We start from the raw sequence: 24,821 nt of genomic DNA on the forward strand, positions 1-24,821 counted from the left end.
GGCGTCCATCCTCCCCTCTCCGACCACCCGGACGCCCACCGGTGTACGGCGGGTCACTTGCGCTTGCCTCGTACACGTGTTCGAATAATGCCCATGCGCTGGGACAACCTCACCGCTCCCCCGGTCGAGGGAGACCCCGAGCGGGCAGCGCCAGCGACGCCACCCCTGCCGCTGGCGCTGCCCGGCGCCGTCGCCCGCACCTTCGACACTCCCGAGTTCGCCGGGATGACCTTCTACGAGGTGCAGGCCAAGTCCATCCTCAACCGGGTGCCCGGGCAGTCCCGCGTCCCGTTCGAGTGGACGATCAACCCGTACAGGGGCTGCTCTCATGCATGTGTCTACTGCTTCGCGAGAAATACTCACACCTATCTCGATCTCGATGCCGGGGCGGACTTCGACCGGAAGGTGATCGTCAAGGTCAACGCCGGTGAGCTGGTCCGGCGTGAGCTGGCCGCGCCACGCTGGCGGGGCGCGCACGTGGCGATGGGCACCAACGTGGACTGCTACCAGCGCGCCGAGGGTCGTTACCGGCTGATGCCGCAGATCATCGGCGCTCTGCGGGACTTCGCCAACCCGTTCTCGATCCTCACCAAGGGCACGTTGATCCTGCGCGACCTGCCGCTGCTGCGCCAGGCCGCCGAGGTGACCACGGTGGGCATCTCCTTCTCGGTGGGGTTCGTCGACGAGCACCTCTGGCGCACCGTCGAGCCGGGCACACCGCACCCACGCCGCCGGCTGGACGCCGTCCGGGCGCTCGCCGACGCGGGCTTCTCCGTCGGCGTGCTGATGGCCCCGATCCTGCCCGGCCTCAGCGACAGCGACGAGTCGATCGACGCCACCGTCTCGGCGATCGCCGCCGCCGGTGCGACGAGCGTGACCGCACTGCCCCTGCATCTGCGTCCCGGTGCCCGGGAGTGGTACGCGCACTGGCTCGCCCGCGAGCACCCACACCTCGTCCCCCGCTACCGCGAGCTCTACCGGGCCGGTGCGTACGCCCCGCAGGCGTACCAGCGGGAGTTGACCGCACGGGTGCGGATCGCCGCCCGCCGGCACGGGCTGCACCGCGGCGAGCGGGGCGACAACCGCAGCCTGCCCGAGCCGCCACCGCCGGCTGCGGAGCAGTTGACTCTGCTCTAGTCGGCTCGGAGCTACAGTCGGCGGGTGCGTACCGCTTCGCAGATCCTCGCCGACTCCGCCGTGATCGCCGTCGTGGGCGCGTCCCGCGACCCGTTGAAGGCCGCGCACGGCGTGCCGTTGCAGATGCAGCAGTACGGCTGGCGCATCATTCCGGTCAACCCGACCGTCGACGAACTGTTCGGGGAACGGGCCTACAAGACCCTCGCCGACATTCCGCACCCGGTCGACCTGGTGGACGTGTTCCGGCCGGCGGCCGACGCCGTGCAGGTGGTCCGGGACGCGGCGGCGATCGGCGCCCCCGCATTCTGGCTCCAGCTGGGCATCGTCTCTGCGGAGGCGCGACGGATCGCCGAGGAGGCCGGCATGGACTACGTCGAAGACCGCTGCCTCATCGTCGAACGCGCCGCCGCCGGCATCACCCGCCTCGCCTAACCCGAACCCCGCCCCGGTGGTTGGCGGCAGGGACACGGCGGTGCCGGAGGGCTGCCGCGTCCGTCGGCGCGGACAGCTTCGGCCACGAGCGCGATCAGCAGGCACGGATCAGAGCTTGTACTCCTTGAGGAGGCCTCGGGAGATGATGGTCTTCTGGATCTCTGAGGTGCCCTCGCCGATGAGCAGGAACGGGGCCTCCCGCATCAGCCGCTCGATCTCGTACTCCTTGGAGTAGCCGTAGCCGCCGTGAATGCGGAACGCCTCCTGGACGACCTCGGCGCAGTATTCCGAGGCGAGCAGCTTGGCCATCCCGGCCTCCACGTCGTTGCGCTGGCCGGCGTCCTTGAGCCGGGCGGCGTTGACCATGAGGGCGTGCGCGGCCTCGATCTTCGTGCCCATCTCGGCGAGCTTGAAGGCGATCGCCTGGTGCTTGGCGAGCGGCTGGCCGAAGGTCTTGCGCTGCTGGGCGTAGCTCACCGCCAGCTCGAAGGCGCGGATGGAGATGCCGCAGGCGCGGGCGGCCACATTGACCCGGCCCACCTCGATGCCGTCCATCATCTGGTAGAAGCCGCGGCCCACCTTGTCGGCGCCGCCGAGGATCGCGGAGTCGGGCACGCTCACGCCGTCGAGCACCATCTCGGTGGTCTCGACGCCCTTGTAACCCATCTTTTCGATCTTGCCGGGGATGGTGAGGCCGGGGGCGGTCTCGCCGAAGCCCGGCTCCTTCTCCAGCAGGAAGGTGCTCATGTTGCCGTAGACGGACTCCGCGCCGGTGTCGGTCTTGACCAGGGTGGCCACCACCGAGGAGTAGGCCCCGTTGGTGAGCCACATCTTCTGCCCGTTGAGCACGTAGCGGTCGCCGTCCCGGACGGCCCGGGACTTGATCGCCGAGACGTCGGAGCCGGTCTCGGGCTCGGACATGGAGAACGCGCCGCGCACCTCGCCGGTGGCCATCTTCGGCAGCAGGCGGGTCTTCTGCTCGTCGGAGCCGTGCTGGGAGATCAGGTACGCCACGATGAAGTGGGTGTTGACGATGCCGGAGATCGACATCCAGCCTCGGGACAGTTGCTCCACCACCAGCGCGTAGGTGAGCAGCGATTCGCCGAGGCCGCCGTACTCCTCGTCGATGGTGAGGCCGAACAGCCCCATCTCGCGCATGCCGTCGAGGATGTCGGTGGGGTACTCGTCGGCGTGCTCCAGCCGCTGCGCGTGCGGGATGATCTCCTTGTCGGCGAAGTCCCGAACGGTCTCCAGGATCGACTGTTGCACATCGGTCAGGCCGGGCGTCTGGGCGAGTCGGGCCATCTCAGCCTCCGGGGATCCGCGCACTACTCATGGGTAACTGAACGCTGGGTCAGTATCGGCCCCTCGGGTCGACGAGGCCAAGGTGACCAGTCCACACAACCGCTGTGAAAAGGTTCACCGCTGCGGGTAGCGTCCGGCAAGAGGGACTTTTCCGGCACCGGCAGGAGGAGGACAGCCGTGAGCTACCCGCCGCCGTCGGGACCGCCCGAGGACGAGCCGCCGCCGTCACCCTACGAGCCACCGAAGGACCAGTCGCCGTACGCGCCACCGTCGGCCGGCCAGTCGCCGTACGCGCCGCAGCCGGACCAGCCGGCGTACGAGCTGCCAACGGAACGGTCACCGTACGGGCCACCGGCGGGCGAACCGTCGCCGTACGGCCACCAGGGGCCGCAGCAGTCGGCGCACTGGAGCCAGCAACCGCCGTACCCACCGCAGGGCCCCTACGGTCAGTACGGCCCACCGCCGTCCGGGCCGGGTCGGGGCACCAACGTGCTGGCGATCCTGTCGCTGGTGTTCGCCTTCGTCTTTCCGCCGGCCGGCGCCGTCCTCGGCCACGTGGCCAAGCGGCAGATCCGCACCAGCGGCGAGGAGGGCGACCAGCTCGCCACCTGGGGGCTGATCCTTGGCTACGTCTTCACCGGGCTCACCGTGCTGGCCTGCTGTGGCTGGCTGGCGCTGGTGGCCTTCAGCAACAACGGCGACAGCAGCGGCTACTGACGAACGGGCCGCTGCGGCTCGGCGCGGTCAGCGGAAGCGGGCCTCGCGGACGCTGTTGCCGCCGTCCACCACCAGCATCTGCCCTGTGATGTACGAGGCGGCCGGCGAGCAGAGGAAGCTGATCGCCGCGGCGACCTCGTCCGGCGTGCCCGGTCGCCCCACCGGTGTGCCCAACCCCTGCTTGATCTCGGCCATGGTGGACGCCGCGGTGTAGATGGTGCCGGGCGCCACCGCGTTGACTGTCACCCCGTCGGCGATCATCTCCATGGCCAGGGCCCGGGTCAGCCCGACGACCCCGGCCTTCGCGGCGGCGTACGCGGCCTCGGTGGGCAGGGCGTTGACCGGGCCGGCCGTGGCCGACAGGTTGACGATCCGACCCCAACCCCGCTCGGCCATTCCCCCGATGAACGCCCTACTGCACAGGAACGCGGTGGAGAGGTTGCGGTCGATCTCACCGCGCCACTCGTCGTAGGTCAGCTGCGCCACCGGCCGCAGGACCCCCTGGCTGGCGCGACTGGCCAGGCCGGCGTTGTTGACCAGCACCTCGACGTCGCCCAACTGCTCGGCGACCGCATCGGCCAACGCGCCGACCTCGGACTCGTCGGTCAGGTCCGCGACGAAGCCGGTCACCCCCAGCTCGGTTGCCCGCTCGTGGATGCGTCGGGTGGTGGAGACGATGGCCACCCGCGCGCCCAGGTCGGCGAGTCGCCGGGCGGTGGCGTACCCGATGCCGTCCGGGCTGCCCGCCCCGGTGACCAGGGCGACCCGCCCGTCGAGGCGCATGGTGACCGGGTCGGTGAGCGCGACCGGCTCGTCGGGGCCGGGGCTGCCCGCCGGGGCGGCCGTCCGGGCGCGTCGGGCCGCACCCGGGCGGCTGACGTCCCGTCGGGGTCGGCTGCCGGAGCGGTCCGCGGCGCGCGCGTCGTATGCCATGTCAGGGATCCTGCCCGTTACGACCGGCCCGAGCAACGCGGCACCCGGAAGCGGGGGCGTCGGGTTTGGGCGGCGCTGGCTACCCTGTCTCCGCACCCCAACCTGACGGAGACTTCGTATGACCAATCCCCCGCCGCCCGGCAACTGGAGCGATCCCACGTGGTCGGCCCAGCCGTCGAGCCCCGCACCGGACCCGACGCTGGTGGCCGGTCAGCCGGTGCCCGCGCAACCTGGACCGGTCGACCCGTACGCCCCCGATCCGTACGCCCCGGGCCCGTACGCCCCGGTCGACCCGTACGCCGGCGCGAAGCAGCCAGCGGCCCAACCGATGCCCGGTTACGGCCCGCCCGGATACGCCCCGCCCGGTTATCCGCCGCAGTACCCCGGCTACGGCTACCCGCAGCCGCCGAAGACCAACGGGATGGCCATCGCGGCGTTCGTGCTGGCCCTGATCGGTTTCACGTCCTGCATCACCGCGCCGATCGGCGCGATCCTCGGCCACGTGGCGCAGAAGCAGATCCGGCTCAGCGGCGAGGGCGGGGCGGGGATGGCGAAGGCCGCCATCATCGTCGGCTGGATTCTCACCGGGTTCCTGGTGCTGGTGATCGCCATCTACGCCGCCGCGATCATCTACGCGATCGCGACGAGCGACAACAGCAGCAGTAGCTACTGACCGGCGGGCGGGCCGGCGTACCGCCGATTGTCGGGCCGGACCGACAGCCGGCGGCTGTCGTCCCGGCCCTGCCGGTCACTGCGCCGGTGGGGTGAACGACGAGGTGCGGCTCATCCCGGCGGCCCGGCCCTTGGCGGCGACCACCAGCGCCATCTTGCGCGACGCTTCGTCGATCATCTCGTCGCCGAGCATCACGGCGCCGAGCCGGCCGCCGGCCTCCGAGGTGTAGTGCTCGTACGCGTCGAGGATCAGCTCGGCGTGGTCGTAGTCGGCCTGCGCCGGCTGGTAGACCTCGTTGGCGGCGTCGATCTGGCCCGGGTGCAGCACCCACTTGCCGTCGAAGCCCAGCGCGGCCGAGCGCTTGGCCACCTCGCGAAACGCGTCGACGTCGCGGATCTGGAGGAACGGACCGTCGATGGCCTGCTTGTCGTGCATCCGCGCGGCCATCAGGATCCGCATGAGGATGTAGTGGTACGGGTCGCCCGGGTAGTCCGGGATCAGGCCGCCGACCACCATCGACTTCATGTTGATCGACGCCATGAAGTCGGCCGGACCGAAGATGATGGTCTCCACGCGCGGCGAGGCGGCGGCGATCGCGTCCACGTTCACCAGACCGGCGGCGTTCTCGATCTGCGCCTCGATGCCGATCCGACCGACCTCCAGGCCGATCGTCTTCTCGATCTGGGTGAGCGTCAGGTCCAGCCACTGCACCTGGGCGGCGGTCTGCACCTTCGGCAGCATGATGCAGTCCAGGTTGGCGCCGGCGCCCTCGACGACCTCGATGACATCCCGGTAGGTCCACGGGGTGGTCAGGTCGTTGACCCGGACCACCCGGGTCTTGCCGGCCCAGTCGCCCTCGTTGAGGACGGCGACGATGTTCTTGCGCGCGTCCGGCTTGGCCAGTGGGGCGACGGCGTCCTCCAGGTCGAGGAAGACCTGGTCGGCCGGGAGGCCCTGGGCCTTGCCGAGCATCTTCACGCTGGAACCCGGCACGGCGAGGCAGGACCTGCGGGGGCGACCGACTGCGGCCATGGATGCGCTCCTTCCAGCGTCCGGCGGGCATGCCGACGCCACCTGACGACAGATCCGGGACCTTAACGATCCCAAAGGGCGTTGTGACGCCACGGTAACCTCGCGCCATGACCGGGGTGAATGGACCTGTGGAAGATCTCACTGGGCGCCGACTGGTGGTGGTGACCGGGGCCAGCTCCGGCATCGGGCTGGCCGCCGCCGTCCAGCTGGCCTGCCGGGGCGACCAGGTGGTGCTCGTCGGGCGGGACCCGGCCCGCCTGCAGGCCGCTGCCGTTCGGGTGCGGGAGAACTCCGGTGAACGTCCGGAGCTGTTCCGGGCCGACTTCGCCATCCTCGACGACGTACGCCGACTGGCCGAGCAGCTCCGGTCCGCGTACGACCGGATCGACGTGCTCGCCAACAACGCCGGCGCGATCGCGCTGCAACCACTGAGGACCGTCGACGGTTTCGAGATGTCGATCCAGGCCAATCACCTGGCTCCGTTCCTGCTGACCAACCTGCTCGCCGACCGGGTGGGCCGGGTCGTGGTGACCGCCTCCGGCGCGCACCGCTTCGGCGCACTGGACCCGGACGACCTGAACAAGCCACTGCGTGACTACCGGCCGATGGGCGCGTACGGCACCAGCAAGCAGGCGAACGTCCTGTTCACCGCCGAGGCCGCCCGGCGCTGGCCGGACGTTGCCGCGTACAGCTTCCACCCCGGGGTGGTCCGTACCCGGTTCGCCAACGACAGCAGGCTTGTCGCGTTCGGCATGCGGTTCATGCCGTTCCGCAGCCCGGAGAAGGGTGCCGAGACCCTGGTGTGGTTGGCCAACCAGGAGCGCTCCCGGCTGATCAACGGGGGTTACTACGTCGACCGTCGGCCGCGTCGACCGCTCCGGAAGGCGGCCGATCCACAGCTCGCCGCCCGGCTGTGGGCGGCGAGCGCCAAGGCAGTCGGTCTCGATGACTGACCGGGCCGGTGTGCTGACACTCGTCGCGATAGTCGAGTTCGCCGTCGGGGCGGAGGCCGCCGGGCAGCGCTACGAGGACGCCGTGCTGGGCCTGCTCGAACGGCACGGCGGCCGGTTGGAGCGGCGACTGCGCGGCACCGACGGGCAGGCCGAGGTGCACGTGATCCGGTTCGACGGGCGGGCCGGCTACGAGTCGTTCCTCGCCGACCCGGACCGGGCGGCCTTGCGTACCGCCCTCGGCGCGGCCGCGCCGACGACCCGGGTCATCGAGGTGCACGAGGGCTGACCCGGTTGGCGGGTGGGGCCTCGGTCCGCCCGGGTGGGGCGCTCAGTCGGCCAGCGGGGTCGGGTCGGCCGGCAGGGCGGTGGGTTCGCTCCGCCGGCCGCCGAGCACCACCACCGCCACGCCGGCCAGCAGCAACGCCATCCCCAGCAGCGCGTACGGGCCGGGCAGCTGACCCAGCCAGGCCCAGCCGAGCACTGCCGCGCCGGGCGCCTCCAGCAGGATCAGCACGCTCACAGTGGTTGCCGGGATCTTCCGCAGGGCGTAGTTGAACATCGAGTGCCCGAGCAGTTGGGCGCCGGCCACCAGGGCCAGGATGGCCAGCCAGGTACGCCCGTCGAAGCCGATCAGCCGTACGCCGCCGACCAGGCACAGCGCCAGCAGGATCAGCGCGCAGATCCCGTAGCAGATGGTGGTGTAGGTGGTGGTGCTGATGCTGACCCGGGCCCGTTCCCCGAAGGCGGTGTAGACGGCGGCGAACATGGCGCCGATGAGCGCCAGCACGTCACCGAGGACGGCGCGGCCGGAGACCCCCACGTCCACCCCGGTGGCGACCGCCGCGCCGCCGACCGCCACCGCGATGCCGATCCACACCACCCGGGGCAGCGGACGCCCCTGGGCGCGGGCGATCAGCCCCTGCCAGACCGGCTGGGTGGCGACCAGGGCGGTGGACGTGGCGACCGAGGTGAGCTGGGCGCTCGGCACCCAGGTCGCGAAGTGCCCGGCCAGGGCGACCCCGGACAGCACGCAGAACAGGCCCTCCCGCCGGCCCGCGCCCACCGTCAGTCTGCGGAACTCGGCGCGGCGTCGGGCCAGCGCGAAGGGGCTCAGCACTGCCACCGCGAGCAGGTTGCGCCAGAACGCGATGGCCAGCGCCGGGGCGGCGGCGTACGCGATCAGCGGCGCGGACGACGACACGGCGACCACTGCCAGCCCGACCGCGCCGGTGGTCAGCGGATCCAGTGACGGCCGGGGTGAAGGTGGGGGCACGGGACGTAATCCTCACACGTGTGACGGTCGGCACGGAGGGTCATCACTCCGTTACGATCACGCGGGTTCGCGCCGGCGACCCTCGACCGCCCGGAGGCGCTCCCCCATGCCCAGCTACCAGGCGGTGCTGTTCGACTTCTTCGGCACCCTGACCCGTTCGGTACAACGCGGTGTCGCGCACCTCGGCACCGCCGAGCTGCTCGGGTGTCCCACCGAGATCCTGACCGAGGTGTTGAACCGCACCTACTACGAGCGGGCCAGCGGCCGGCTCGGCGACGCGGAGGCGACACTGCGCTGGGTGTGCGCCCAGGCCGGCGTGCACCCCAGCGACCATGCGGTACGGGCAGCGGTGGCGTCCCGGCACCGGGCGGTCCGCGCCGACACCTGGCTACGCGCCGACGCGGTGCCGGTGCTGGCGGCTCTGCGCCAGCGCGGCCTGCGCACCGGCGTGATCAGCGACTGTACGCACGAACTGCCGGCCTTCCTGCCGCAGCTCGCGGTCGCCTCCCTGCTCGACGTGCGGGTCTTCTCGGTGCAGGTCGGGCGGTGCAAACCCGATCCGACGCTCTACCTGACGGCCTGCCAGCGGCTCGGGCTCGCGCCGGGCGACTGCCTCTACGTCGGTGACGGCGGCAGCCAGGAGTTGACCGGCGCCGAGCGGGCCGGGATGACAGCCGTCCGGCTCGCCGCACCGGATCTGGCCACGCACATGGTCTTCAACGCCGACCGGGACTGGCGCGGCCCCACGCTCGGCACCCTGGGCGAGGTGCTCGCCCTCGTCGACGCCGACGCCGCGGTGGCGGGCGTCGGCGGTCGGACCGGCTGATCAACCGATCAGCGGCGGCGGACCCGGTGCAGGCGGAACGGCTTGCGGGTGGCCCGGACCGCGGGAGTCTCCCGGGGTGGCTCGGCCTGCGCGTCGGCCGGCAACTCCGCTCCGGCCAGCGGCGTACCGGCCGGGGCGAGGCGGTTCACCGCGCATCCGTCGGCGGCCCATCGGGCCACCAGGTCGGCGGTCGGACCGGGCGCGTTGAGGCGCTTCGCCGCCACCAGCGGCGCGGTGACGTCCCACGCCTCGGTGCCCGGCTGCAACCGGCTCACCCGGGCCGGCCAGGTGACGATCCGGCCGCCGTGGTCGCCGCGCAGGGTGACCTGGGCCTCGGTCGCGTCGGCCAGACCCGGTGCGGCCTGCTCGCCCGGCCCGCTGACCACCAGCAGCGCGCCCTCCAGCGGGGCGCACCAGAGCGCGAGCGCCGGCCCGCCGGCAACACTGACCCAGGCCACGGCGGCCTTCTTCATCGCCTCGTCGACAAGTGGGGTGCCCCCGGGGGCGTCCTCGTCCGTCACACACGCATCCTCCCGCATCGGCGCCTCCGCTCAGCCCACGAACGGCGGCACGGCGATCTCACCGCGAGCCACCGGCACCACCTGGCCGGCGACCGTCGCGCCGACCGCCACCCCGTTCGCCGCCGTGACCGTGCAGGCCAACGCGGACGGACGGTTCATCTCCACACCCTGACGGACCGCGTACTCCGACCGCCCCTCACCGGGCAGCAGACCACTCGCCACCAGCCAGACACCGAGGCCGAGCGCCGCCGAACCGGTCGCCGGGTCCTCCGGAACGCCGATCCCCGGCACGAAGACCCGGGCGTGCGCGGTTTGCGCGGCCGCGTCCCAGGAGAAGACGCTGACGTGCGACACCCCGTACCGCTGCGCCGCCGCCGGGTCCACCCGGGCGCGGGCCACCGACTCCGGACGCACCGGCAGGTACGGGAACTCCAGCCCGCAGCCAGCGACCCGTGGGGCGGGCCCGACGTGGTCCTCGGCGACCAGCCCGGCGATCTCCAGCAACGGCTCCGGGTCCAACTCCGGCCCGAGCGTCGGGGCGCCACCGGTCAGCGTCGCCCCGGACGCGGTCACCTCGATCGGCAGCACACCCGCCCGGCACTCCTGGGTGACCTGCCCCACACCGAACATGCCCCGTCGGCAGGCGGTGACCGCCGCGCCGACGCTGGGGTGCCCGGCGAACGGCAACTCCTCCACCGGGGTGAAGATCCTGGCCCGGTAGGTGACGCCGACCTGGGTCGCAGGCAGCACGAACACCGTCTCGGACAGGTTGAACTCCAACGCGAGCGCCTGCATCTGCTCGGTGGCCAGCGCCTCCGCGCCGAACACCACCGCCAGCGGATTGCCGGCGAAGGGGCGATCGGTGAAGACGTCCACAATCTCGTAGGCCAAGGTCGACATGTTGATAAACACTAGGCGCTTAGGCTGGTGCCCGTGAGTACGCCGACCCGGGTCTACATCGCCCGTCTCGCCGGAGTCGCCGTCTTCGACCCGAACGGCGATCAGGTGGGCCGGGTTCGTGACGCCGTGGCACGGCTGCGGGCGACGAAGCGTCCGCCGGAGGTGGTGGGGCTCGTCGCCGAGATGCCGATGCGACGCCGGATCTTCCTGTCCATCAACCGGATCACCTCCATCGACGCGGACGCCGTCGTGCTCGGCTCCGGCACCCTCAACCTGCGCCGGTTCGAGAAGCGCCCGAACGAGCTGCTGGTGCTCCAGGAACTGCTCGACCGGCGGGTGCAACTCGACCCGGGCGGCCAGCCCGGCGCTGTCGTGGACGTCGCGATGGAGTGCACCCGGGGTGGCGAGTGGTCGCTGACCCGTGTCGCCGTACGCGAGCAGACCGGTCGGCTCAGCCGCCGTGGCCACCTGCACCAGGTCGAGTGGGACCGGGTGCGCGGGCTCAGCGGCATCGCCGACAACCGGGGTACGGCGAACCTGCTCGCCGTCCTGGAGGACATGCGCCCCGCCGACCTGGCCAACGCGTTGCAGGATCTGCCCGACGCGCGACGCAACGAGGTCGCCGCCGCCCTGGACGACGAGCGACTGGCCGACGTGCTCAGCGAACTGCCGGAGCACGACCAGGTGGAGATCCTCGCCGCCCTCGACCGGGAGCGGGCCGCCGACGTCCTGGAGGAGATGGACCCGGACGACGCCGCCGACCTGCTCAACGAGCTGCCCCCACCAGAGCAGGACGTGCTGCTGGACCTGATGGAGCCGGACGAGGCCGACCCGGTACGCCAACTGCTGAAGTACACCCCCGGCACGGCGGGCAGTGTGATGACATCGGAGCCGGTCATCCTGCCGCCGGACGCCACAGTCGCCGAGGCGCTGGCCCGGATCCGGGAGCCGCAGCTCTCCCCCGCCGTCGCCGCGCAGGTCTTCGTGACCCGGGCACCGCAGAACACGCCGACCGGCCGGTACCTGGGCATGGTGCACTTCCAGGCGCTGCTGCGCGAGCCCCCGGCCGACCTGCTGGGCAAGGTGGTGGTCAACGACATCGACCCGCTGCGCCCCACCACGCCGCTGCCGGAGATCACCCGCCGGATGGCCACCTACGACCTGGTCGCCATGCCGGTGATCGATCGCAACAACCGGCTGGTCGGCGCCGTCACTGTCGACGACGTCCTGGACCACTCGCTGCCCCGGGACTGGCGGGACCGCGACGCCCTGGCCGCCCCGGGCACCACCGACCCCGCGCTGGACGGCGCAGATGGCTGACCAGCGTCGGACGGAGCGTCTCGACCAGCCACGTGAGCCCAGGGGCGTCAAGCTGCCCCGGTTCGACGCGGAGGCGTTCGGCCGGTGGTCCGAGGGCATCGCCCGGGGCATGGGCACAGCGAACTTCATCGTCGTCATGACCGTGGTGATCGCGATCTGGTTCGTGTGGAACACCCTGGCCCCGGCGAACCTGCGCTTCGACCCGTACACCTTCACGTTCCTGACCCTGGTGCTGTCGTTGCAGGCCAGCTACGCGGCCCCGCTGATCCTGCTGGCCCAGAACCGGCAGGCCGACCGGGATCGGGTGGCCCTGGAGGAGGACCGGCGGCGAGCCACCGCGCAGAAGGCGGACACCGAGTACCTGGCCCGGGAGATCGCGGCCCTGCGGATCGCGCTCGGTGAGGTCGCCACCCGCGACTTCCTCCGCTCCGAGCTGGCCCGGCTGGCCGAGGAACTGGACGAGGTGGGGCAACGCCGGCAGCGACTGGAGCGCCGCCAGCAGGAAAAGGACAGCCGGCAGGAGCGACGTGGCCAGCGGCCGACCGACGGCGTCGGCCTGGAAGAACCCCGCGACGACCTAGACGGCGACTTCACCCGGGACGCCCGGCCGGACGGCACCGGCCCGCGCCGCGCAGAGAGCTGACCGACGGGTCATCGATTGGCTCACACCGCCCCGGGCAGCGGCGGCAACGGATGCCCCGCGACGTAGCATTGCGGGCATGTCAGCACCCGTGAGCACCGTCGAGGACGCGATCCAGGCCGCCCTGGCCACCGTCAACGACCCGGAGATCCGCCGGCCCATCACCGAGCTGGGCATGGTTCGCTCCGCCACGATCGGTGCCAGCGGTGTCGTCCGCGTCGAGCTGCTGCTCACCGTCGCCGGCTGCCCGCTGAAGGACAAGCTGCGTACGGACATCACCGCCGCCGTCGCCGCGGTGCCCGGTGTCACCGGCGTGGAGATCGACTTTGGGGTGATGACCCCCGAGCAGCGGCAGTCGTTGCAGTCGCAGCTGCGTGGCGGCGGCGCCACCGAGGAGCCCGTCATCCCGTTCGCCCAGCCCGGCTCGCGCACCCGCGTGTACGCGGTGGCCAGCGGCAAGGGTGGCGTCGGCAAGTCCAGCGTCACTGTCAACCTGGCGGCGGCGCTCGCCGCCCGTGGGCTCTCGGTCGGCGTGGTCGACGCCGACATCTACGGCCACTCGGTGCCCCGGATGCTCGGCACTGAGGCGCGGCCCACCCGCGTCGAGGACATGATCATGCCGCCGCAGTCGCACGGCGTGAAGGTCATCTCCATCGGCATGTTCACGTCCGGCAACGCGGCCGTCGTGTGGCGCGGCCCGATGCTGCACCGGGCGTTGCAGCAGTTCCTGGCCGACGTCTACTGGGGCGACCTGGACGTGCTTCTGCTCGACCTGCCGCCGGGCACTGGTGACGTGGCCATCTCGCTGGCCCAGTTGCTGCCCAACTCGGAGATCCTGATCGTCACCACCCCGCAGACCGCCGCCGCCGAGGTGGCGGAGCGGGCCGGGGCGATCGCCCTGCAGACCCACCAGCGGGTGGTCGGCGTCATCGAGAACATGTCCTGGCTGGAGCTGCCGGACGGCTCCCGGATGGAGATCTTCGGCGCCGGCGGTGGTGAGGCCGTGGCCGCGTCGCTGAGCCAGACCATCGGCGCGCAGGTGCCGCTGCTCGGTCAGATCCCACTGGACACCCGGGTCCGCGAGGCCGGCGACGCCGGCAACCCGATCGTGCTGGCCGAGCCGGAATCCCCGGCCGCGCAGGCGCTCGGCACGATCGCCGACCGGCTCGCCCTGCGCCGCGACTCGCTGCTCGGCAAGCCACTCGGCCTCAAGCCCGCTGGGCGCTGACCAACCGGAACACCGTCAGCCCGTCGGCCACTGTTGGCCGGCGGGCTGAGTCGCGTCGGCGGGCGGTCCAGCCAGGCCGCGCCGACGTCGGCTGGCGGCCGACGTCGGCTGGCGGCCGACGTGGGCAGGCAGTCGGCGTGGGCAGGCAGTCGGCGTGGGCAGGCAGTCGGCATGGGCTGGCGGGCCTGGCCGGCATGGTCAACTCGGGTTTCAGGAAGTCGGCCGCTCAAACGGCGCGGGATACCGCGACTTCCGGGAACCCGAGTCGATCAAGCCGGCGCCGGGCCCAGGCGGGCACGATCCGACCGACGCCGGGCCCAGGCGGACACGATCCGGCCGAGTCCGGGCAGGGCCGGACCAGCCGGTCGCGGGCACTAGCCGGTCGGGGCGCGGTCGGTCAGGTGGCGTCGTCGTAGCTGGCGCGGGGGGCCGGAGCCGAAGGGCTGCTGGTGGCCGTGCCGGGCCGGGACTCGTTCGACCGCAGGTCGGCGGCGTTGGCCACGTCCTTCAGGTCGTTGTGCACGCCGCTGACGTCCGCGCGCAGGTTGTCGTAGACGCCCTGCAACGGCTTGCGGATCGCCGCCTCGTCCTCCTCGCTGAGGAGGTGCTTGCGGATGAACGCCTTCGGGTGCAGGTCTTCCAGCTGAATGTCGGTGCCCAGCTCACGGCTCAGGTCGCCGGTGGCGTTGCGGGCCATGTTGCGCAGGTTGCGCACCAACCGCAGGCCGTCGGTGATCACGGCGGGGAGCCGGTCGCCGAAGATCAACAGCGCCAGGAGCAGCAGCGCACCGATCTCCCACCAGTTCAGGTTGTCGAGCATCCCGCGGGCCTCCTCTCGGCGTCAGCAGCAAGACTACGCACGGCGGACGGCTTTCGGGCAAGGGGTGCGCCGCTGTTCACTTCGCTTCGGCGGTGAGTCACTTCGCGTCCGCGGCGAGAGTTACCGAGGTGTTCTGCCGGGCGGAGCCCCGCCGATACTCGACGGTCACGACCGAGCCAGGCGCGTACTTGCGGACCAACGCGGTCAGATCCGTCGGCTCGGTCATCGGCCGCCCGTTGATCTTGAGGATAACGTCGCCGACCTTCAGTCCGGCGCCGTCCGCGGGGCCGGACGGCTCCACCTCGGCCAGCCGCAGGCCGCCTCCGACGACCCCGGTCGGGCCGTCCGCACGGGCGCCGATCACCGTACGCCGGGCCTTGCCGGTGCCGATGATGTCCTGGGTCACCCGCTTGGCCTGGTTGATCGGGATGGCGAAGGCGAGCCCGATGTTGCCCGCCTCCTGCCCCTCTGCGACAAGCGACTTGATGGTGGAGTTCACTCCGACCACCCGGCCGGCACCGTCGACAAGTGGGCCGCCCGAGTTGCCGTGGTTGACCGCGGCGTCGGTCTGAATGGCGGCGTAGTAACGCACCGGGCCGCCCGGCTCGCCGGCCTGCATCGTCCGGTCCAGCGCGCTCACGATGCCGGCGGTGACCGTGTTGGCCAGCGACAACGGCGAGCCGATGGCGAGCACTGGGTCGCCGACCGCCAGCGCGTCGGAGTCGCCGAACTCCACAGGTCGCAACCCGGGACGACTCACCTTGATCACCGCGATGTCCGACTCCGCGTCCTGCCCGACGATCGTCGCCGGCGCGGTGCTGCCGTCGTTGAAGACCACCGAGGCCTTGCCGGTGCCGCCGGCCACCACATGGTCATTGGTGATCACATGGCCGTCGGCAGTGGCGATGAACCCGGAGCCCTCACTGGTCCCGCCGAGGCTGCTCACCCGTACGGTGACCACGCTGGGCAGGACCCGTTCGGCGACCCCGGCCAGCGACTCCGGTTTGCGCTGCGCCAGCGCCGGCACCTCCGCGGGCGCACCGCCGAGGACCGCCGCACCAGCGCCGCCGCGCACCGCGAACGCGTAGCCCAACGCACCACCGAGAGTGCCGGCCAGTAGCGCGGTGATCACGGGAATGAGCAGCAGGTGGCGCAGTGTCGGCCGGCCCGGCGCGTCGGGGTCGGTGACCGGCTCGGGTTCGGTGCCGGGCGCCACCACACCGGGCACCACCACCGCGGTCGGGGCCGCCGGGTCGCGCCAGGGGTCGGCGAGCGCGTCCGACCACCAGGCCGACGCGTCGGCCGAGTTGGGCCCGCCCGCAGCCGGCACCGGCCAGCCAGGTGTCGATCCGCCGGAAGACGCCGGCCAGCCAGGTGTCGATCCGCCGGAAGACGCCGGCCAGCCAGGTGTCGGCCCGCCGGAAGACGCAGGCCAGCCAGGTGTCGGCCCGCCGGAGGACGCCGGCCAGCCCGGAGTCGGCCCGCTGCCTGGCGAGGTGAGGGGCGTGCGGTCAGCCCCCGGCATGGTGGGCGGCCCCACCGACGGGGCTCCTGCCCCGGGCGGTCGCGCCGGAGCCGGAGTCTCACCGCCCCGGCGCCAGTCCCAGCCGTCGGTCACGTCGGTGCCTCCCAGTCCGTCCCCGGATCCCGCGCCGCGTCGCCCGGCCACGGGCCGGTCTGGTCGCGGCTGACGGGATACCGCCTCCAGGATTGCACGGATGGACGCGGTGCAGTCAGCGGTTGCCCCGGTGATCGCTTCCGACGGAGGCGCGGCTGCGCCCCACAACGGTCGCCTCTACGCTCACAGTGCCAACCCGCCCCCGCACCACGCACCGCCCCCGGAGGTGCCCCATCGCCACGGTCGCCGGTTCCGGCAGTTCGACGACACAGGCCCAGCACTTCGCCGAGTCGTACGTCACCGAGGATCTCGTTCTGCGTACCGCCCGCAGCCTGGCCCGGGAGGTGGGCCTCGACGCGGTCACCCCCGGCGCGGGGGCGGCGCTGCGGCTGCTGGCCGCCGCCGGCAACGCCCGTGCGGTGGTGGAGATCGGCACCGGCACCGGGGTCAGCGGCGTCTGGTTGCTGCGCGGCATGCGCGTCGACGGCGTGCTCACCACCATCGACGTGGAGGTGGAACACCAGCGGATCGCCCGGCGGATCTTCGCCGAGGCGGGTTTCGCGGCCGGGCGTACCCGGATCATCACCGGTCGGGCGCTCGACGTGCTGCCCCGGCTCGCCGACGGTGCCTACGACCTGGTCTTCGTGGACGCGGAGGCGACCGGCTTCCATGCCTGTGTGGAGGCGGCGCTGCGGCTGTTGCGCCCCGGAGGCGTGCTGGCGCTCAACGGTGTGCTGGCCAGTGGCCGGATCGGCGACCCGTCCGCCCGGGACGCGGAGACGGTGACGGTTCGCGAAACGATCAAGGCGGTCCGGGAGTCGGAGCACTGGATCCCCGCGCTGCTTCCGGTCGGGCACGGGCTGCTCGCCGCGGTGAAGTGCTGATCCATGCCCAGGGTGGGGCAGAGCCTCGGTGGCGCCGAGGCCCTGACCCACGCCCAAGGGCTGTTTCACAAGTTCGGGCCGGCCGCTCTTGTGAAACAGTCCTAGTTGACGTCGGCGAGCCAGCGCAGCAACGAGCGGACGCCCCAGCCGGTGGCACCGCGGCTGACCTCGGCCTGGTCGCCGTCGGCCCAGGACGGGGCGGACATGTCCAGGTGCAGCCAGCGGTCGCGTAGTTCGCCGGTGAACTCGCGCAGGTAGAGCGCGGCCAGCACCGAGCCGGCACCCTGCGTGGGTGCGCTGTAGAGGTCGGCGATCTCGCTGCCGAGGTACTCGACGTAGTCGGTGTGCAGCGGCATCCGCCACGCCGACTCGCCGGCCGCCTCGGCCGCCGCCAGCACGCTTGCGGCCAGTTCGTCGTTCTCGCTGTACAGGGCGGCGGTGCGCTTGCCCAGCGCCACCGAGTTCGCGCCGGTGAGCGTGGCCAGGTCGAGCAGCAGGTTCGGCTTGAGCTGCTGCACGGCGTACGCCAGCGCGTCGGCGAGGACCAGCCGACCCTCGGCGTCGGAGTTGGTCGTCTCGCTGGTCGTACCGCCGTAGTGCCGGATCACGTCGCCGGGGCGGAACGCCGAGCCGCTGACCATGTTCTCGGCCAGCGGTGCCAACGTGGTGATCCGGACCGGCAGCCGCAGCGCGGCGGCGCCCACCGTGGCGGCGACGACCGCGGCAGCGCCGGCCATGTCCTTGCGCATCAGCTTCATCGACGCCACCGGCTTGATCGAGATGCCGCCGGTGTCGAAGGTGATGCCCTTGCCGATCAGCACCACGTGGGTGCGCGCGTTGGCGGGGTGCCAGTCCAGTTCGACCAGCCGGGGTCCGCTGGCGGAGCCACCGCCCACGGCGAGGATCCCGCCGAAGCCCTCGGCGGTCAGTTCGGCCGGGCCACGGACCCGCAGCCGCAGGTCCGGAAGGTCGGCTGCGGCGGAGGCCACCTGGTCGGCGAACCACTGCGGGGTCTTCACCGAGGAGGGGGTGTTGGTCAGGTCCCGGGCGAGATGGGTCATCGCGGCAGTGGTCCGGGCCGTGGCGACGGTGTCCTCGTACCCGGTGGGGTTGTCGAGCAGCAGGTCGACGCCGGTCAGCGCCGGTCGGTCGCCGGCCTCGGTGAGTCGGAACCGGTACGGGGCGAGCAGCAGCCCCTCGGTCAACCCGCGAACTGCGGCCAGGGTCACCTCGGCCGGAAGCGCGATGGTGATATGCGTCTCAGCTGAAGCTGAGCGGGCCAGGGCCGCGCCGGCCGTCCGCCAAGCCGCCTCGTCGCCGTCACCGATGCCGAGCAACAGCAGCCGACCGGGGGTACGCCCGGGGCGCAGTTGGGTGTGGATCTCGCCGGCTCGGCCCGTCAGCCGGGCCGCTGAAGCCAGCGCCACCGCCTCGTCGGCCGTGCCGTCCGGGCCCGCCACGGCGGTCGATACCGGCTCGGCCGAGGTGTCACCTTCCGCCGTCGAATCGGCGGAGCGGACGGGCAGGACGAGGACGTCGAGCCGGTCGGGCTCGGCGATCAGACGGATGGCGAGCACGCGGAACCGCACCTCCAGGAAAGTGTCGCGGACCGGCAGTGAACCCACCTGCCCGCAGCGTTGAAGACCCTGAGCCACCGGTGGTTCCGGTGGCTCAGGGCCTGAAGAACGTTCCGGGCGGCGTGAGCCGCCCGGAGCACTCCTTACTCAGCCGGCCGCTGCCTTCAGTGCGTCACCGAGCGCGTTGGCCTCGTCGGGAGTCATCTCGACGACGAGCCGGCCACCGCCCTCCAGCGGGACCCGCATGACGATGCCCCGCCCCTCCTTGGTGACTTCCAGCGGACCGTCGCCCGTCCGCGGCTTCATCGCCGCCATGTTGTCTCCCCTCAGACCTACACCAGGGTCGGTGGGTTGCCCCACAGCCACTTCGTCACGACCACCCGCAACGGTCACGGGGGTGTCGACCAACGATTTTCCCTGATGAACACCGCCGGACCCAAACCGGAGCAGCATTGATGTAACAGCATCTAGCTTATCTTGAGAAGGCCTGTCACAATGTGCGGTCATGCAGGCACGGTCGGCACTCTTCGACCTGTACGGCGACCACCTCCGTCCGAGGGGTGGCCGGGCACCGGTTGCTGCCCTGGTCAAGCTACTGGCGCCGCTGGGAATCGCACCGCCAGCAGTTCGCACCGCCGTCTCCCGGATGGTGCGTCAAGGCTGGCTCGAGCCCCTCCGGTTGGTCTCCGGACCGGGATATTCGATCACACCGAAAGCTGCCCGCCGACTCGACGAGGCAGCGGCCCGGATCTACCGGACCGGCCGGGTCACCTGGGACGGCCGGTTCGATCTGCTGGTGTTGGAAGCCCCGGGCTCCCGGCGGGACCGCCAGCGGCTCGCCGCCAACCTGAGCTTCCTCGGCTACGGGACGCTCGACGAGCAGACCTGGGTCGCCACCCGCCCCGCCGAGGATGTCGACCTGCTCCTCGCCGAGACCGGCATCCGGTTCGAGCGGTTCACCGCCTCGCACTTCTCCGGCACCCCCGGCGCCATGGGCGTGGTCCGACGCGCCTGGAACCTGGCCGAGATCGGCCGCGCCTACGAGCGGTTCGTCGCGGACCAGCGCCCGCTGCTCGCCGCCGTCACAGTGCGCAGCAGCGACGAGGAGGCGTACGCGACGCGGTTCCGCCTCGTGCACGCGTGGCGTACGTTCCTCTTCCAAGATCCGCAGCTGCCCCCGGCGCTGCTGCCCGAGCGGTGGCCCGGCACCGCCGCGGCCAGTTTCTTCGACCGGCACGCAGCCCGCCTGCGTCCGGCCGCCGACCGGTACGTCGAACAGTGCCTCGACGCCGGCAACCGCATCGTCCGACAGAAGGGTCGTTAGACACGTGACCGAGCCGCTGCTGGTCGACCGGACCGATGCCGTCGTCACCCTCACGCTGAACCGGCCGAACGCGATGAACGCGCTCGACGTGGCGCTCAAGGAGGCGCTGCGGGACGCCCTCGCGGAGCTGGAGACCGACCGGTCCTGCCGCGCTGTCGTCCTGGCCGGAGCCGGCGGGTCGTTCAGCGCCGGGCAGGACCTGCGCGAGCACGTGGCCACCCTGGAAAACTCCGCCAGTGACCCGCTGGGCACCGTGCGGGCCCACTACAACCCGATCGCCGCCCGGCTCGCCAACCTGCCCAAGCCGGTGATCGCCGCGGTCCGCGGGATGGCCGCCGGGGCGGGCGCGTCGCTGGCGTTCCTGGCCGACATCCGCATCGGCGGCCCGACCACCAGTTTCCTGATGGCCTTCGCCAAGGTCGGTCTCGCCGCCGACACCGGCGCCTCCTGGACGTTGCCCCGACTGGTCGGCCATGCCAAGGCGGTTGAGCTGCTGCTGTTGGCCGAGCCGGTCCGCGCCGAGGAGGCCTGCCGGTTGGGCCTGCTCAACCGGCTGACGGACGACGACGAGCAGGTGCTGCCCGTCGCCCAGGAGTTGGCCGCCCGCCTCGCCGCCGGCCCGACCGTCGCGTACGGGGCGATCAAGCGACAGCTCTCCATCGCCGACGCCGGCACCCTCGCCGACGCTCTCGCCGCCGAGGCGCAGGCCCAGTCGATCTGCGGTGCCACCGCCGACCACCGGGCGGCCACCCTCGCCTTCGTCGGCAAGCAGAAACCGGTCTTCGAGGGACGCTGAACGCGATCCGGACGCCGCCCTTACCGTCCTCGAACACGGGACGCCTAGCGTCGGCCGGTATGAGCGATCGTGAAGTGGTGGCGCATCTGCTGCGCCGGGCCACCTTCGGGCCGACGGCCGACGAGGTGGACGCGGCCGAGCGGGCCGGGCCAACGGCGACCCTGGAACGGCTGCTCACCCCGCCCGCCACGGATCGGGGTGCGGCGGCCACGCCGGTGCCGACGCTGCCCCCGGACCCGTACGCCGGGCTGACCAAGGACTCCACCCGTGAGCAACGGCAGCAGGCCAACGCGGAGCGCCGCAAGCAACTCCAGCAGGTCACCGAGTGGTGGCTGGACCGGATGGTGGCCGCCGAGGACGGGCTGACCGAGAAGTTGCTCTTCTTCTGGCACGGGCACTGGGCCACCAGCGCGCAGAAGGTCAAGTCGGCGCGGCTGATGGTGGGCCAGTTGGAGACGCTGCGCCGGCACGGTCGTGGGCCGCTGCGCCCGCTGGTCGCCGCGATGGTGCGCGACCCCGCCCTGATCGTCTGGCTGGACGGGCAGAAGAACACCCGCAAGGCGCCGAACGAGAACCTGGCCCGCGAGCTGATGGAGTTGTTCACCCTCGGCATCGGTGCCTACAGCGAGGCCGACGTGAAGGCCGGCGCGCGGGCCCTGACCGGCTGGGTGGTCGACAGGCGTACCGGTGCGGCGCACTTCGAGGCCCGCCGGCACGACAGTGGCGAGAAGAGCATCCTCGGGCAGAGCGCCCGGTTCGACGCCGAGGCGTACGCCGGTCTGCTGGCGGCCCAACCGGCGGCGGCGACCTTCGTGGCCGGTCGGCTCTGGTTCCGCTATGCCGGCACCGAGACCCCGGCGCCGGATGGCCTGGCCGGCGCGGACACCATCGCGACGGTGCGTGCGCTCTTCTCCGCGCCGGCCTTCGCGCAGACCCGGGGGACGCTGGTGAAGCAGCCGGTGGAGTGGCTGGTCGGCGCGATGCGACAGCTCGGTATCCGACCGTCCGCGCTGCCCGAGCAGCAACGCAAACAACTGCTGGCCGGTCTGAACGCGCTCGACCAGGTGCCGTTGCGCCCACCGAGCGTGGGTGGTTGGCCGGCCGGATCCGCCTGGCTGACCACCTCGTCGTTACAGGCCCGGCTGCGGACGGCCGGGGTGCTCGCCGCCGCCACGGCACCAGCGGTGCTGGCCCGGCTGACCGCCGCGCCCACCGCCGGCCGACCGGACGCGCTGGCCCGACTGCTGGTGGTCGACGGCTGGGGCGCGCGCACCCGCGCCGCTCTCACCCCGCTGGCCGGCGAGCCTCGAAAGCTGCTGGCCGCCGGCCTGGTCAGCCCCGAATACACAGTCAGCTGAGCGGAGGAGTCGACATGGACACAGTGACCCGACGCAGGTTCCTGCTGACCAGCGGGGTGGTCGGCGCGGGCGCGTTGGCCGCCGGGGCCGGCGCGTACAGCCTGCGGGACCTGCTGGACACCAGCGGGGACCGCGACCCGCAGTCCCGCACGCTGGTGCTGGTGACCCTCTACGGCGGCAATGACGGGCTCAACACCGTCATTCCGTACGGCGACCCGGCCTACCGGGCGGCACGCCCGGAGCTGGCGTACCCGGACGGGGAGGTGCGGCGGTTGGACGACGACTTCGGCCTCAACCCGGCGCTGGCCGGCCTGCACCAGCGCTGGTCCGGCGGTGGGTTGGCGATCGTGCGCGGAGTCGGTTACCCGAAGCCGGATCGCAGCCACTTCCGTTCGATGGACATCTGGCACACGGCGCAACCGGACCGGCCCGGCAACACCGGCTGGCTCGGGCGGTGGCTGGACCGGGCCGGTGGCGACCCCCGGCTGGCGGTCTCCTTCGAACCGGCGCTGCCACCGCTGCTGGCCGGGGCCCAGAGCGCCGGCGCGGCCGTGCCGGTGACCGACCGGAAGGCCGCGAAGGGGCTGCCGGCGGCGACACTGACCGCGTTCGCCGCCGCCGAGGCGGGCGAGTCGGCGGCCCGGGGTCGGGCCGCCGCCTGCTTCGCCGACCTGCGGTCGGTGGACGAGATGATCCGCCAGGTACGCGACTCCGCCGACGCGGACACGGCGGACCCGGACGGCGAGCAGGCCCCCGCGACGGCCACCGGCGGGGCCCGCACCCCACTGGACGCGCAGCTCGACCTGGTCGCGCAGTGCGTCGAGGCGGGAGTGTCCACCCGGGTCTTCTCGGTGTCGTTGGGTGGCTTCGACACGCACGCCGACGAGAAGCAGTTGCAGGCCGTGCTGCTGGGTCAGTTGGACCGGGCGTTGACCGGGTTCGCCGACCGGATGAGTCGCACCGAGGCGGGCCGGAAGGTGGTGGTGGCTGTCTACTCCGAGTTCGGCCGTCGGGTACGGGCCAACGCCTCGGACGGCACCGACCACGGCACCGCCTCGGACGTGCTGCTGCTCGGCGCGGGCGTCCGGGGCGGCTGGCACGGCGCACCACCGAGCCTCACCGACCTCGACGACGGCGACCTGAAATACACCACCGACTTCCGGGACGTCTACGCCACGCTGCTGGAGCGGGTGCTGGACACCGACCCGGGCCCGGTCCTCGCCGACTGGCGGGGACGAGTGGAGAAGCTCTTCTAGTCGTCCTCCTCCGGGTCCTGGTTGGCCTGCTCGCCCAGCACGAACGCCTGCATGGCCAGCTCGTCGCCGGCCGGCGAGACGAAGGCGGGCAGCTCACGCGGGCCCAACTCCTGCACGTAGGACCAGAACAGCCGAACCGCCTCGGCCGGTGTGCCGGCCTCGATCGGCAGGTCGAGGCTGACCAGCCAGGTGCGCCGCGTCGGGGGCGGGCCGAGCTGCTCGGCGAGCGCCCGGAAGGCCGCCGGCTCCACAGCGGTGACCGGCCCGTCGAGCGTCAGCAGGTCGGCCGGCACCGGCTCGTCGAAGGCCCGCCGGGTGTACGCGACGACGAGCGTGCCCGGCTCGACCGGGGACTGCGGGTCGTCCGGGTCTTCGCGGTGGCGTCGTCCCGGCGCGGTGACCCGGCCGAGGGCCACCAGCCGTGGCGGCGCGTCGACCAGCACTGCCACCTGGTCGCCCAGCCCTGGCCGGGCGACGCCGGTCAGCCCGGTCAGCTCCAGCGTGTCGTGGTGCACGAGCCGCTCGGCCTCGTACCGTTCGGCGGGCAGCAGCACCGCCCAGGTGCCCATCCCGTCGGCGTTGCCGGCCGCACCGGCCCGGTGCGCGGTCTCGGTCGTCATGCCTGCCATCTCATCACGCCGCCGGTGGGAGGGTGACGTGACAGCCGACGATGTGATCGTCGACCATCCCGGTCGCCTGCATCAGCGCGTAGGCGGTGGTCGGGCCGACGAAACGGAAGCCGCGCTTCTTGAGTGCCTTGGCCATTGCCGTGGACTCCGGGGTGATCGGCGCCAGCTCGGCGAACGAGGCGAGGCGAGTCGGCCGGGGCTCCGGCGCGAAGGACCAGAGCAGCGCGGACAGGCCCTCCGGCAGCTCCAGTGCGGCGCGGGCGTTCGCGATCGCCGCCTCGATCTTGGCCCGGTTGCGGACGATGCCGGCGTCGGCGAGCAGCCGGGTCACGTCGGCGTCGTCGTAGCGGGCGACTGTCGGGATGTGGAACTCGTCGAAGGCCAGCCGGAACGCCGGACGCTTGCGCAGGATGGTCAGCCAGGACAACCCGGACTGGAACGCCTCCAGCGTCATCCGCTCGTAGAGCGCGTCGTCGCCGCGCAGCGGCCGCCCCCACTCGGTGTCGTGGTAGATGGCGTAGTCGGGGGTGCTCGACCCCCAGGCGCAGCGTGCCAGCCCATCCGCGCCGATTACCAGGTCAGTCACCTCGTACACGCTAGGGCATCCGTCCGACACCCCATTGCCACCGGCCGCCCGGCTGCCTATGGTGCTTGTTACCGACCGGTAGG

The 24,821-nt window shown here is 72.2% G+C and carries 27 protein-coding genes; 15 read left to right on the plus strand and 12 right to left on the minus strand.

Annotation, left to right across the window (positions count from 1 at the left end):
• Nucleotides 1-93 precede the first annotated feature (93 nt).
• A complete protein-coding gene (locus OG598_RS23420) occupies nucleotides 94-1,137 on the plus strand; it encodes an Rv2578c family radical SAM protein (RefSeq protein WP_328651087.1) in 1,044 nt (347 codons plus the stop codon).
• A 24-nt stretch (nucleotides 1,138-1,161) separates the two neighbouring features.
• Nucleotides 1,162-1,569: a CoA-binding protein gene (locus OG598_RS23425; protein WP_328651088.1), complete on the plus strand. Its 408-nt coding sequence runs from the start codon at nucleotides 1,162-1,164 to the stop codon at nucleotides 1,567-1,569.
• A gap of 108 nt (nucleotides 1,570-1,677) precedes the next feature.
• Here OG598_RS23425 and OG598_RS23430 read toward each other — a convergent pair whose 3' ends face one another.
• On the minus strand, nucleotides 1,678-2,874 hold the full coding sequence (locus tag OG598_RS23430; RefSeq protein ID WP_328651089.1) for an acyl-CoA dehydrogenase family protein: 1,197 nt from the start codon (nucleotides 2,872-2,874) through the stop codon (nucleotides 1,678-1,680).
• A 177-nt stretch (nucleotides 2,875-3,051) separates the two neighbouring features.
• Here OG598_RS23430 and OG598_RS23435 point away from each other — a divergent pair, with 177 nt between their 5' ends.
• Nucleotides 3,052-3,591: a DUF4190 domain-containing protein gene (locus OG598_RS23435; protein WP_328651090.1), complete on the plus strand. Its 540-nt coding sequence runs from the start codon at nucleotides 3,052-3,054 to the stop codon at nucleotides 3,589-3,591.
• 27 nt (nucleotides 3,592-3,618) lie between these two features.
• Here OG598_RS23435 and OG598_RS23440 read toward each other — a convergent pair whose 3' ends face one another.
• Entirely contained in the window at nucleotides 3,619-4,524 is a 906-nt protein-coding gene (locus OG598_RS23440) for an SDR family NAD(P)-dependent oxidoreductase (RefSeq protein ID WP_210781830.1), read from the minus strand.
• Nucleotides 4,525-4,642: 118 nt separating this feature from the next.
• Between OG598_RS23440 and OG598_RS23445 the strand changes: the two genes are divergently transcribed.
• A complete protein-coding gene (locus OG598_RS23445) occupies nucleotides 4,643-5,197 on the plus strand; it encodes a DUF4190 domain-containing protein (RefSeq protein WP_328651091.1) in 555 nt (184 codons plus the stop codon).
• A gap of 75 nt (nucleotides 5,198-5,272) precedes the next feature.
• Here OG598_RS23445 and OG598_RS23450 read toward each other — a convergent pair whose 3' ends face one another.
• Nucleotides 5,273-6,229 carry an HpcH/HpaI aldolase/citrate lyase family protein gene (locus OG598_RS23450; protein WP_328651092.1) on the minus strand — a complete coding sequence of 319 codons (957 nt, stop codon included), beginning with the start codon at nucleotides 6,227-6,229 and terminating at the stop codon, nucleotides 5,273-5,275.
• A 128-nt stretch (nucleotides 6,230-6,357) separates the two neighbouring features.
• Between OG598_RS23450 and OG598_RS23455 the strand changes: the two genes are divergently transcribed.
• Complete coding sequence (locus tag OG598_RS23455; RefSeq protein WP_328655416.1) at nucleotides 6,358-7,182, plus strand: SDR family NAD(P)-dependent oxidoreductase; 825 nt, start codon at nucleotides 6,358-6,360, stop codon at nucleotides 7,180-7,182.
• Nucleotides 7,175-7,468 (plus strand): hypothetical protein, encoded by a 294-nt coding sequence (locus OG598_RS23460; RefSeq protein WP_328651093.1) that lies wholly within the window; start codon nucleotides 7,175-7,177, stop codon nucleotides 7,466-7,468. Before OG598_RS23455 ends, OG598_RS23460 begins: the two co-directional genes overlap by 8 nt.
• Nucleotides 7,469-7,510: 42 nt before the next feature.
• Here the strand turns inward: OG598_RS23460 and OG598_RS23465 are convergent, their stop codons facing one another.
• The gene (locus OG598_RS23465; protein ID WP_328651094.1) at nucleotides 7,511-8,455 is read right to left on the minus strand and encodes a DMT family transporter; all 945 of its coding nucleotides are present in this window, start codon (nucleotides 8,453-8,455) and stop codon (nucleotides 7,511-7,513) included.
• A gap of 106 nt (nucleotides 8,456-8,561) precedes the next feature.
• Between OG598_RS23465 and OG598_RS23470 the strand changes: the two genes are divergently transcribed.
• Nucleotides 8,562-9,281: an HAD family hydrolase gene (locus OG598_RS23470; RefSeq protein ID WP_328651095.1), complete on the plus strand. Its 720-nt coding sequence runs from the start codon at nucleotides 8,562-8,564 to the stop codon at nucleotides 9,279-9,281.
• Nucleotides 9,282-9,289: 8 nt separating this feature from the next.
• Here the strand turns inward: OG598_RS23470 and OG598_RS23475 are convergent, their stop codons facing one another.
• Both OG598_RS23475 and OG598_RS23480 read right to left on the minus strand, forming a co-directional pair.
• Nucleotides 9,290-9,820, minus strand: coding sequence for a hypothetical protein (locus OG598_RS23475; protein WP_328651096.1), 531 nt, complete (start codon nucleotides 9,818-9,820; stop codon nucleotides 9,290-9,292).
• A 12-nt stretch (nucleotides 9,821-9,832) separates the two neighbouring features.
• Nucleotides 9,833-10,702 carry a PhzF family phenazine biosynthesis protein gene (locus OG598_RS23480; RefSeq protein WP_328651097.1) on the minus strand — a complete coding sequence of 290 codons (870 nt, stop codon included), beginning with the start codon at nucleotides 10,700-10,702 and terminating at the stop codon, nucleotides 9,833-9,835.
• A 33-nt stretch (nucleotides 10,703-10,735) separates the two neighbouring features.
• Here OG598_RS23480 and OG598_RS23485 point away from each other — a divergent pair, with 33 nt between their 5' ends.
• The 3 genes from OG598_RS23485 to OG598_RS23495 all read left to right on the plus strand — a co-directional run bounded on the left by OG598_RS23485 (nucleotide 10,736) and on the right by OG598_RS23495 (nucleotide 13,890).
• Complete coding sequence (locus tag OG598_RS23485; protein WP_238671210.1) at nucleotides 10,736-12,022, plus strand: magnesium transporter MgtE N-terminal domain-containing protein; 1,287 nt, start codon at nucleotides 10,736-10,738, stop codon at nucleotides 12,020-12,022.
• Nucleotides 12,015-12,665, plus strand: coding sequence for a DUF1003 domain-containing protein (locus OG598_RS23490; RefSeq protein ID WP_328651098.1), 651 nt, complete (start codon nucleotides 12,015-12,017; stop codon nucleotides 12,663-12,665). The genes OG598_RS23485 and OG598_RS23490 overlap by 8 nt, the downstream gene beginning before the upstream one ends.
• 76 nt (nucleotides 12,666-12,741) lie before the next feature.
• Nucleotides 12,742-13,890: an Mrp/NBP35 family ATP-binding protein gene (locus OG598_RS23495; RefSeq protein ID WP_328651099.1), complete on the plus strand. Its 1,149-nt coding sequence runs from the start codon at nucleotides 12,742-12,744 to the stop codon at nucleotides 13,888-13,890.
• A gap of 397 nt (nucleotides 13,891-14,287) precedes the next feature.
• Here the strand turns inward: OG598_RS23495 and OG598_RS23500 are convergent, their stop codons facing one another.
• Both OG598_RS23500 and OG598_RS23505 read right to left on the minus strand, forming a co-directional pair.
• The gene (locus OG598_RS23500) at nucleotides 14,288-14,710 is read right to left on the minus strand and encodes a preprotein translocase subunit TatB (protein WP_328651100.1); all 423 of its coding nucleotides are present in this window, start codon (nucleotides 14,708-14,710) and stop codon (nucleotides 14,288-14,290) included.
• Nucleotides 14,711-14,807: 97 nt separating this feature from the next.
• Nucleotides 14,808-16,343: a trypsin-like peptidase domain-containing protein gene (locus OG598_RS23505; RefSeq protein ID WP_442931529.1), complete on the minus strand. Its 1,536-nt coding sequence runs from the start codon at nucleotides 16,341-16,343 to the stop codon at nucleotides 14,808-14,810.
• Between the two features lie 299 nt (nucleotides 16,344-16,642).
• Between OG598_RS23505 and OG598_RS23510 the strand changes: the two genes are divergently transcribed.
• Nucleotides 16,643-17,212 carry an O-methyltransferase gene (locus OG598_RS23510; RefSeq protein ID WP_238683858.1) on the plus strand — a complete coding sequence of 190 codons (570 nt, stop codon included), beginning with the start codon at nucleotides 16,643-16,645 and terminating at the stop codon, nucleotides 17,210-17,212.
• A gap of 101 nt (nucleotides 17,213-17,313) precedes the next feature.
• Here the strand turns inward: OG598_RS23510 and OG598_RS23515 are convergent, their stop codons facing one another.
• Together OG598_RS23515 and OG598_RS23520 are read right to left on the minus strand one after the other, a co-directional pair.
• Nucleotides 17,314-18,789 (minus strand): leucyl aminopeptidase family protein, encoded by a 1,476-nt coding sequence (locus OG598_RS23515; protein ID WP_328655417.1) that lies wholly within the window; start codon nucleotides 18,787-18,789, stop codon nucleotides 17,314-17,316.
• A 147-nt stretch (nucleotides 18,790-18,936) separates the two neighbouring features.
• The gene (locus OG598_RS23520; RefSeq protein ID WP_007455245.1) at nucleotides 18,937-19,104 is read right to left on the minus strand and encodes a DUF3117 domain-containing protein; all 168 of its coding nucleotides are present in this window, start codon (nucleotides 19,102-19,104) and stop codon (nucleotides 18,937-18,939) included.
• 190 nt (nucleotides 19,105-19,294) lie between these two features.
• On the opposite strand from OG598_RS23520, the gene OG598_RS23525 reads away from it, so the two are divergent.
• The 4 genes from OG598_RS23525 to OG598_RS23540 are packed head-to-tail and all read left to right on the plus strand — an operon-like array spanning nucleotide 19,295 to nucleotide 23,523.
• Nucleotides 19,295-20,113, plus strand: a complete 819-nt coding sequence (locus OG598_RS23525) for a PaaX family transcriptional regulator (RefSeq protein WP_091394799.1) — start codon at nucleotides 19,295-19,297, stop codon at nucleotides 20,111-20,113.
• 4 nt (nucleotides 20,114-20,117) lie between these two features.
• Nucleotides 20,118-20,909, plus strand: a complete 792-nt coding sequence (locus OG598_RS23530; protein ID WP_091394802.1) for an enoyl-CoA hydratase-related protein — start codon at nucleotides 20,118-20,120, stop codon at nucleotides 20,907-20,909.
• A 59-nt stretch (nucleotides 20,910-20,968) separates the two neighbouring features.
• The gene (locus OG598_RS23535) at nucleotides 20,969-22,267 is read left to right on the plus strand and encodes a DUF1800 domain-containing protein (protein WP_328651102.1); all 1,299 of its coding nucleotides are present in this window, start codon (nucleotides 20,969-20,971) and stop codon (nucleotides 22,265-22,267) included.
• 14 nt (nucleotides 22,268-22,281) lie between these two features.
• Nucleotides 22,282-23,523 carry a DUF1501 domain-containing protein gene (locus tag OG598_RS23540; RefSeq protein ID WP_328651103.1) on the plus strand — a complete coding sequence of 414 codons (1,242 nt, stop codon included), beginning with the start codon at nucleotides 22,282-22,284 and terminating at the stop codon, nucleotides 23,521-23,523.
• Here the strand turns inward: OG598_RS23540 and OG598_RS23545 are convergent.
• Both OG598_RS23545 and OG598_RS23550 read right to left on the minus strand, forming a co-directional pair.
• Nucleotides 23,520-24,143, minus strand: coding sequence for a hypothetical protein (locus tag OG598_RS23545; protein ID WP_328651104.1), 624 nt, complete (start codon nucleotides 24,141-24,143; stop codon nucleotides 23,520-23,522). The genes OG598_RS23540 and OG598_RS23545 overlap by 4 nt on opposite strands.
• A 13-nt stretch (nucleotides 24,144-24,156) precedes the next feature.
• A complete protein-coding gene (locus OG598_RS23550) occupies nucleotides 24,157-24,738 on the minus strand; it encodes a DNA-3-methyladenine glycosylase I (RefSeq protein WP_328651105.1) in 582 nt (193 codons plus the stop codon).
• Nucleotides 24,739-24,821 lie beyond the last annotated feature (83 nt).

Origin of the sequence: Micromonospora sp. NBC_00330 (assembly GCF_036136635.1) — a bacterium.
GTDB lineage: Bacteria > Actinomycetota > Actinomycetes > Mycobacteriales > Micromonosporaceae > Micromonospora > Micromonospora salmantinae.